Raw genomic sequence first — 8,201 nt, 5'->3', positions numbered from 1 at the left:
TGGTGGGGTCGACCTCGCGGATGTACCACAGCGTGGTCAACAACAGGCCGCGCTCGGTGCCCGCGATCATGTCGGCGAGCTCGGCCGAACCGCCGGTCATCACCAGGTTGTCCGCGGCGACCGCGACCTTGGCGTTGAATTTCGCGGCGGTGGCCCGCGGGTAGGCCAGCGCGTTGATGACCCCGTTGCGGATCCAGTCCACCTGGGCGATCTCCATGCCATTGTCGAACACCGACACCGTCTCCGAGGAGTTGCTCACCGCGACGAACGGCGTGCACGCCAGCCCCGGCGCCATCGGGTCGGAGAACATCGTCAGCGGCAACTCGGTGAGCCGCTCCCCCACCCGCGTCCCACCGCCGGGCGCCGAAAGCGCGGTGCGGCCCTCCTCCGCGCCGCGGCCGGCCATCGACCAGGCCAGGTAGATCATCATGTCGGCCACCGTCGACGGCGGCATGATCGTCTCGTAACGCCCCGCGGGCAGCGCGACGCTGCGCTTGGCCCAGCCGAGCCGCATCGACAACTGTTCGAGCAGCGAATCGGTGGGCACGTCAACGAAATCGGCGGTGCCGACGCCCGCCCAGGCGCTGGCGTCGCCGCGTTTGGCGTTGATCTCCACCGCGCCGGTGGGCTGGGTGAAGCGCCGGCGCAGGCCGGTCGATGATGCGAGGAACGTCGTCGAAACACTGTGGTGCGCAAAGCCGTACAGCCGATCAGCGCCGCGAAACCCCCGGCTCAACGCGTCGGCGACATTGGCGAACACCAACGGGCCGGTGCCGGGCACCGGCGCGTCCCAGTCGGCGGGCTCCCCGGTGTCGGACAGCAGCGGCGCGGCATCACCGGCCTCCGGCGCCGAGCGGGCCGCCTCCTGGGACGCGGCCACCAAACCGGGTATGACCCGCGGATCCACCTCGGCGGACACCACCGTGCCGATGTGGGCGCTGTCGCCTTGGTGCACAACGGAAATCACGGTGATGCTGCGGTTGACCGAAACCCCGTTGGTGGTCATCGAGTTGCCGGCCCAGCGCAGCGTCGCCTCGACCTTGTCGTTGACCAGCACCATCGTCTCGCTGGCGCCGCCGTGCTTGGCCGCTTCTTTCAGAACGAGGTTGACGGCGTGCTGTGGTGTGATCATCGGCCGCCCTCGCTGACCGTGTTGAGCACGTTGACACCCCGGAACAACGCCGACGGGCAGCCGTGGCTGACGGGGGCCACCTGCCCGGGTTGCGCCTTGCCGCAGTTGAACGCCCCGCCGAGTCGCCAGGTCGACGCGCCACCCACGGCTTCCATCGAGTTCCAGAAGTCGGTGGTGGTGGCCTGGTAGGCGACGTCGCGCAGCTGGCCGTCCAGGCGGCCGTTGCGGATGCGGAAGAACCGCTGGCCGGTGAACTGAAAGTTGTAGCGCTGCATGTCGATTGACCAGGATTTGTCGCCGACGATGTAGATGCCGTCCTCGACGCGGCCGATCAGGTCGGCGGTGCTGACGTCCTCGGGCGCGGGCTGCAGCGACACGTTGGGCATCCGCTGGATCGGCACGTGATGCGGCGAGTCGGCGTACGAGCACCCGTTGGAGCGCGGCTGCGAGAGCCCCTGGCGGAGTCTCAGCGCGAATACCCGGTCGAGCTGGTAGCCGACGAAGATACCGTCACGCACCAGATCCCAGCTCTGCGCGGCCACCCCCTCGTCGTCGTATCCGACGCTGGCCAACCCGAATTCGGCGGTGCGGTCGGCGGTCACGTTCATCACCGGGGAGCCGTAGCGCATGGTGCCGAGCTTGTCGGGGGTGGCGAACGACGTTCCGGCGTAGGCGGCTTCGTAGCCGATAGCGCGGTCGTATTCGGTTGCGTGGCCGATGGATTCGTGGATGGTCAGCCACAGGTTGGTCGGGTCGATCACCAAATCCGTTGGCCCGGAGATGACGCCGGGCGCCTTGACCTTCTCGGCCAGCAGCGCCGGCAGCTGCGCGAGCTCGTCGGTCCAGTTCCACACCTCGTCGCCGGCCAGCGCTTCCCAGCCCCGGCCCATCGGCGGGGCCAGCGTGCGCATCGAGTCGAAACTGCCCGCCGCGGCGTCGACGGTCACCGCCTCCAAAGACGGCAGCACCCGCACCCTCTGCTGGGTGATCGACGAACCGAAGGTGTCGGCGTAGAACGTCTGCTCCTTGACCGCGGTCAGGCCCGCCGACACGTGGTCGATGCCGTCGGCGCCCAGCAGGCGCCCGGAGTACTCCTCCAGCACCGCGATCTTGTCCGGCGCGGGGATCTCGAACGGGTCGATCCGGTAGTTCGACACCCAGGTGGCGTCTTCGTACACGGGCTCCTCGGCGAGCTCGACCCGCTCGCTGTTGAGCATCGCCAGCGTGGTGGCCACGTGCACGGCGCGGCGCGCGGTCTCGGCAGCGACGACGGGTGCCAGCTCCGCGTGGGAGGCGAATCCCCAGGTGCCGTTGACGATCACCCGCACCGCCAGGCCGACCTCGCGGCTGACGACGGCGGTCTCCAGCTCGCCGTCGCGCAGCTGGATGATCTCGGTGCTCAGGCGGTGAAGCCGCAGGTCGGCATGGCTGGCCCCGGCCGCTGTCGCCGCCGACAACGCGGCTTCGGCAAGCTCGTGGCGCGGCAGGCCCAGGAAGTCGGCATCGATCCCCCGGTTCGGTGTCACGGCTCCACGGTAACGACCGCTTCCCACCGAGCGTGGCGGCGCCCGCTTTAATTACCTCCATGGCCAGCGCTGTGCTGAGGAAACAGCCGCGATCCAGCGCGCTGGGCTACGCCTTGCTGGCGCCCAGCCTGTTCGGTGTGCTCGCCTTCCTGCTGCTGCCCATCCTCGTCGTGATCTGGCTGAGCCTGTACCGGTGGGACTTGCTGGGCCCGCTGCGCTACGTGGGCCTGGCCAACTGGCGATCGGTGCTGACCGATCCCGGCTTCGGCAATTCGCTGGTGGTCACCGCCATCTTCGTGGCGATCGTGGTGCCCGCGCAGACGGTCCTGGGGCTGCTGGCCGCCGCGATGCTGGCCCGCAATCTTCCCGGCACCGGCCTGTTCCGCACCGTGTACGTCCTGCCGTGGATCTGCGCCCCGCTGGCGATCGCGGTGCTGTGGCGCTGGATCCTGGCCCCCACCGACGGCGCGGTCAGCACCGTGCTCGGGCACAGCATCGGGTGGCTCTCCGATCCCAGCTTCGCGCTGCCGCTGGTGTCTGCCGTCGTGGTGTGGACCAACGTCGGATACGTGTCGCTGTCGTTCTTGGCGGGCCTGCTGGCCATCCCCGACGACGTTCACGCGGCCGCGCGCACCGACGGCGCCACCGCGTGGCAGCGGTTCTGGCGCATCACCCTGCCCATGCTGCGCCCGACGACGTTCTTCGTCCTGGTGACCGGGATCGTCAGCACCGCACAGGTTTTCGACACGGTCTACGCCCTGACCGGCGGCGGGCCGGCCGGCAGCACCGACCTGGTGGCCCACCGCATCTACGCCGAGGCCTTCGGCTCGGCGGCGATCGGGCGGGCGTCGGTCATGGCGGTGGTGCTGTTCGTCATCCTGATCGGGGTCACCGTCGTCCAGCATCTGTATTTCCGGCGACGGATCAGTTATGACCTCATCTAGCCGCCTGGCGAAATCTCGCCTGGCGAATGCGATCATCTATGCCGGGCTGGGGCTGGGCGCGCTGATCACGTTGGTGCCGTTCGCTCTTGGGTTGCTCACCTCGTTCACGTCCGCGCACCAGTTCGTCACCGGCACGCCACTGCAGTTGCCGCGGCCGCCCACGCTGGCCAACTACGCCGACCTGGGCGGGGCCGGGTTCGGCCGCGCGGCGGCGGTGACGGCGCTGATGACGGTGGTGATCCTGGTGGGCCAACTCACCTTCTCGGTGCTGGCGGCATACGCGTTCGCGCGGTTGCACTTTCCCGGGCGCGACGCGCTGTTCTGGGTTTACATCGCGACGCTGATGGTGCCCGCGACGGTCACCGTTGTGCCCATGTATCTCATGATGGCCCAACTGGGTCTGCGCAACACGTTCTGGGCGTTGGTGTTGCCGTTCATGTTCGGCTCGCCGTACGCGATCTTCCTGCTGCGCGAGCACTTTCGCCTCATCCCGAACGATCTGATCAACGCCGCGCGCCTCGACGGCGCCAACACCCTGGACGTGATCGTGCACGTGGTGATCCCGTCCAGCCGGCCGGTCCTGGCCGCCTTGACGCTGATCACCGTGGTGTCCCAATGGAACAACTTCATGTGGCCGCTGGTGATCACCAGCGGCCACAAGTGGCGGGTGCTCACTGTGGCGACCGCGGACCTGCAGTCGCGGTTCAACTCCCAGTGGACGCTGGTGATGGCGGCGACGACGCTGGCGACAGTGCCGCTGATCACGCTGTTCGTGGGCTTCCAACGCCACATCGTCGCCTCGATCGTGGTGTCGGGGCTCAAATGAGCGGGCACACAGCATGACCCGGCCCCGCTTTTCCACGCTGGTCGCCGGGTCGCTGGTGCTCGTCGCGGCGCTGCTGGCCGGCATGGCGGTGCTGTTGGACTACTCCGCCGAGCCCCACGGCGGCAAGATCGTCATCAAGGTGCGGCTGTGGGCCGACCAGATCGCCGCGGCGTATCAGCGGTCGTTCGAGGCCTTCAACCGCGCGCATCCCACCATCGAGGTCCGCACCAGCATCGTGGCGTATTCGACGTACTTCGACACGCTGCGCACCGACGTCGCCGGCGGCAGCGCCGACGACATCTTCTGGCTGTCCAACGCGTACCTCGCCGCCTATGCCGACAGCGGCCGGTTGCTGGACATCGGCAAGGTGCTGGGCCCGGGCAGCGCCGCCGACTGGGACCCGGCGGTGGTGGACCAGTTCACCCGCGGCGGCGTGCTGTGGGGGGTGCCGCAGCTGACCGACGCGGGTATCGCGCTGTACTACAACGCCGACCTGCTCGGGGCTGCCGGGGTGGATCCCGGGCAGCTCGACGGCCTGCGGTGGGGCCCGGGCGGCGGCGACACCCTGCGCCCCCTGCTGGCCCGGCTGACCATCGACGCCAACGGAAAGACCGCGGGCACACAGGATTTCGATCCCTGGCGGGTACGCCAGTGGGGCTACAACGCGGCCAATGACCCGCAGGGCATCTATCTGAACTACATCGGCTCGGCGGGCGGGGTGTTCCAGCGCGGCGACGAGTTCGCCTTCGACAATCCCGGCGCGGTGACGGCCTTCCGCTATCTGGTCGGCCTGATCAACGACGACCACGTGGCGCCGCCGGCCGCCGACACCAACGACAACGGCGACTTCTCCCGCAATCAGTTCCTGGCCGGCCGGATGGCGCTGTTCCAGTCCGGCACCTACAACCTGGAGCCGGTGGCCCGCGATGCGCGGTTCCGCTGGGGCGTGGCGATGATGCCCACCGGCCCCGCCGGCCGGGTGAGCGTCACCAATGGCATTGCCGCGGCCGGTAATTCGGCGACAAAGCATCCGGACGCGGTGCGCCAGGTGCTGGCCTGGATGGGCAGCCGGGAGGGCAACGCGTACCTGGGTGACAAGGGCGCCGCGATCCCCGCGGTGCTGTCGGCTCAGCGGGTCTACTTCGACCACTGGGCCGCCGAGGGCATCGATGTCACCCCGTTTTTCGCGGTGCTGAACGGCCCGCGCATTCCCGCCCCGAGTGGCGCCGGCTACGCCGCGGGCTACACGGCTTTGCAGAGCTATTTCAACGAAATGTTCCTGGGCCGCGGCGATGTCGGCGCGACGTTGAGGAAGGCTCAGGCGGCGGCCAACGCCGCCGCCCGCCGGTAGCTTCCGTCGCGACCGTCACGCTGGCGTGTCCCCCGCAAGCGGGAGGTGCCCCCAGCTCGGCGGCCAACGAGCGGCGTCAGCCCGGCAGCACCAGCACCGGGACCGGGCTCTCGCGAATGATCTTGGCGCTGCGCGAACCCAGGAACACCCGGCGGATCTCGTCGCGCGGGCGGGTGCCCAGTGCGAGGATCTCGCCGTCCTGCCAGTCCGCCTTGTGCAGCGCCTCCGCCCAGTCATAGCCGGTAACCACTTGCAGCGCGACGTCGTCGCCGACCACGCCGTCGGCCTTCAGGCCCGCCAGTATTTTCCGCGCCTGCGACGCCCACACCTCGAGGATCTCGTCCTCGGCGTCGAGTCCCACCTCGGGCGGGTACATCGTCTTGCCTCGCACGGCGAAGGTCATCACCCGCAGCGGCACCCCGAAGCGCTGCGCCGTCTCGGAACACCGCCGCACCACCTCAACCGAGTCCGGCGTGGCCGCGTAGGCGCAGGTGAGCCGCGTCAATCCGCCTGTGTGCGCGCGGTATCCACGCGGGCTGATGGCCACCGGCACGGGCGACGCGTGCAGCAGCCAGTCGGCGGTCGTGCCGATCACCACCGGCCCGCGCCCGCCACTGGGCAACGATCCCAGTACCACCACCTCGCCGCCGACCTCCTCGACCACCTCGATCAGGCCACCCGACACCGACCGGTGCGCGCGATGCAGATAGGCGACGTCGATGCCGTCGGACACATCGCGAAGAAAATGCGCGGCCTCGTTTGCCGAGTCCGCGGCCAGGTTGTCCGCCCACTGCTCGTATTCGGTGTCCACGCGGGCGAACGACGTTGTCAGCCAGGGTTTGGGCACGATGGTCGCCACAACGAGCGACGTGCCCAGCGAGCGCGCGGCGCGGACGGCCAAGTGCAGCCCCGACAGGCCGACCTCGCCGGCCCGATACCCGACGACGACCGTCATGGCGTTTCCTGCGTTTCGCGCTCGTTGAGCGCGCTGTGGTGGCGGCCCCACACGAAGTAGAAGATCAACGCCGCTGAGATCCATCCGGCGAATGCGATCCAGGTGTACCAGTGCAGGCTGATCAGGATGTAGCCGCACGCCAGCACCGAAAGGGCCGGCGTGACAGGGTAACCCGGCACCTTGAATGCCCGCGGCAAGTCGGGTTCGCGCACGCGCAGGATGATCACCCCGATTGATACCACGATGAACGCCGTCAGCGTGCCGATGGACACCATATCCGTCAGCTTGTCGAGCGGCACGAAGGCCGCCAGGCCGCCCGCGGCCACCGCGACGATCACCGTGTTGCTCACCGGGGTCATGGTGCGCGCATTCACCGTGGCGAATCGCGCCGGCAGCAGCCCGTCGCGGCCCATGGCGAACAGGATGCGGGTCTGGCCGTACATGGTCACCAGCGTGACGGAGAAGATCGAGATGACCGCGCCGGCGGCCAGAATTGTGCTGGCCCAACTGGCGTGGGTGACGTTGTCGAGGATGGTGGCCAGGCCCGCCTCCTGCTGCGCGGCGAACTCCCGCCAGGGCTGGGTGCCGAGCGCGGCCAGCGCGACGAGGACGTACACGCCGGTGACCGTGGCCAGCGCCGCGATGATGGCGCGCGGCATGGTCTTCTGCGGATCCTTGACCTCGTCGCCCGCCGTCGACACCGCGTCAAGGCCGATGTAGGAGAAGAAGATGGTCCCGGCCGCCGAGCCGATGCCGGCGACGCCGAACGGGGCGAAGTCCCTGAGCCGGTCGGAGTCGAAGGCGGTGAACGCCAAGATGACGAACATCACCAGCACGCCGAGCTTGGTCAGCACCAGGACGGTGTTGACCTTGGCCGACTCGCTGGCGCCGCGGATCAGCAGGAGTGCACACATCGTGATCAGGACGACCGCCGGCAGGTTCACCAAGCCCGGTTCGGAGTCCCACGGCGCCGCCGACAGGGCGTGCGGCAGTTGGAATCCGAACACATTGCTCGACAGCTTGTTGAGGTAACCGCTCCAGGCGACCGAGACCGCGGCGGTGGACACCCCGTATTCCAGTAGCAGGCACGCCGCGACGCCCATCGCGACCGCCTCGCCCAGGGTGGTGTACGCATAGGAGTACGACGAGCCGGAAACCGGCACCGCGGCCGCCAATTCGGCGTAGCAGATGGCCGCGAGCCCGGCCGCGATGCCGGCGATCAGAAACGAGACGATCACCGCGGGCCCGGCTTCGGGCACCGCCTGAGACATCACGAAGAAGATCCCGGTGCCGATCGTCGAGCCGACGCCGAACATGGTCAGCTGGAACGTGCCGATGCTGCGCTTGAGGTGGTCGGCGGCCCCGCGTGCGGCATGCGCGCCGACGACGGGACGACGCCGCAGCATCTGCTCTGTCAGGCTGATCGAGCTGGATGGCAAGTGCGCCCCCTGTTGCTTGGATCAGCTG

The 8,201-nt window shown here is 68.9% G+C and carries 7 protein-coding genes; 3 read left to right on the top strand and 4 right to left on the bottom strand.

Annotated features, from left to right (window positions below; translation table 11 throughout):
• Both VMD50_RS18400 and VMD50_RS18395 read right to left on the bottom strand, forming a co-directional pair.
• Positions 1-1,132: metallopeptidase TldD-related protein (locus VMD50_RS18400; RefSeq protein WP_325429344.1), on the bottom strand; the 1,132-nt coding region annotated here is incomplete at its 3' end.
• Positions 1,129-2,658, bottom strand: coding sequence for a TldD/PmbA family protein (locus VMD50_RS18395; protein ID WP_325429342.1), 1,530 nt, complete (start codon positions 2,656-2,658; stop codon positions 1,129-1,131). The genes VMD50_RS18400 and VMD50_RS18395, both read right to left, overlap by 4 nt.
• Positions 2,659-2,717: 59 nt before the next feature.
• Here VMD50_RS18395 and VMD50_RS18390 point away from each other — a divergent pair, with 59 nt between their 5' ends.
• From VMD50_RS18390 to VMD50_RS18380, 3 genes are read left to right on the top strand one after another with little or no spacing between them, the layout of a single operon-like run.
• Positions 2,718-3,602, top strand: coding sequence for a carbohydrate ABC transporter permease (locus VMD50_RS18390; RefSeq protein ID WP_414686111.1), 885 nt, complete (start codon positions 2,718-2,720; stop codon positions 3,600-3,602).
• Positions 3,589-4,428 (top strand): carbohydrate ABC transporter permease, encoded by an 840-nt coding sequence (locus tag VMD50_RS18385; protein WP_325429340.1) that lies wholly within the window; start codon positions 3,589-3,591, stop codon positions 4,426-4,428. The genes VMD50_RS18390 and VMD50_RS18385 overlap by 14 nt, the downstream gene beginning before the upstream one ends.
• 13 nt (positions 4,429-4,441) lie before the next feature.
• Positions 4,442-5,779, top strand: coding sequence for an ABC transporter substrate-binding protein (locus VMD50_RS18380; protein ID WP_325429338.1), 1,338 nt, complete (start codon positions 4,442-4,444; stop codon positions 5,777-5,779).
• A gap of 76 nt (positions 5,780-5,855) precedes the next feature.
• Here the strand turns inward: VMD50_RS18380 and VMD50_RS18375 are convergent, their stop codons facing one another.
• Positions 5,856-6,734 carry a universal stress protein gene (locus VMD50_RS18375; protein ID WP_325429336.1) on the bottom strand — a complete coding sequence of 293 codons (879 nt, stop codon included), beginning with the start codon at positions 6,732-6,734 and terminating at the stop codon, positions 5,856-5,858.
• Positions 6,731-8,173 carry an amino acid permease gene (locus VMD50_RS18370; RefSeq protein ID WP_325429334.1) on the bottom strand — a complete coding sequence of 481 codons (1,443 nt, stop codon included), beginning with the start codon at positions 8,171-8,173 and terminating at the stop codon, positions 6,731-6,733. Before VMD50_RS18370 ends, VMD50_RS18375 begins: the two co-directional genes overlap by 4 nt.
• Positions 8,174-8,201 lie beyond the last annotated feature (28 nt).

The organism is Mycobacterium sp. (assembly GCF_035506235.1).
Classification (GTDB): Bacteria; Actinomycetota; Actinomycetes; order Mycobacteriales; family Mycobacteriaceae; genus Mycobacterium.
Note: the sequence above shows the minus strand (reverse complement) of the source record. Positions and strands in the feature narration are given on the sequence as shown.

What these genes read in the sequence shown, in the direction of transcription:
- VMD50_RS18390 (WP_414686111.1), top strand. Translation starts at nt 2,718, where the DNA reads ATGGCCAGCGCTGTGCTGAGGAAACAGCCGCGATCCAGCGCGCTGGGC.
- VMD50_RS18385 (WP_325429340.1), top strand. Translation starts at nt 3,589, where the DNA reads ATGACCTCATCTAGCCGCCTGGCGAAATCTCGCCTGGCGAATGCGATC.
- VMD50_RS18380 (WP_325429338.1), top strand. Translation starts at nt 4,442, where the DNA reads ATGACCCGGCCCCGCTTTTCCACGCTGGTCGCCGGGTCGCTGGTGCTC.
- VMD50_RS18375 (WP_325429336.1), bottom strand. Translation starts at nt 6,734, where the DNA reads ATGACGGTCGTCGTCGGGTATCGGGCCGGCGAGGTCGGCCTGTCGGGG.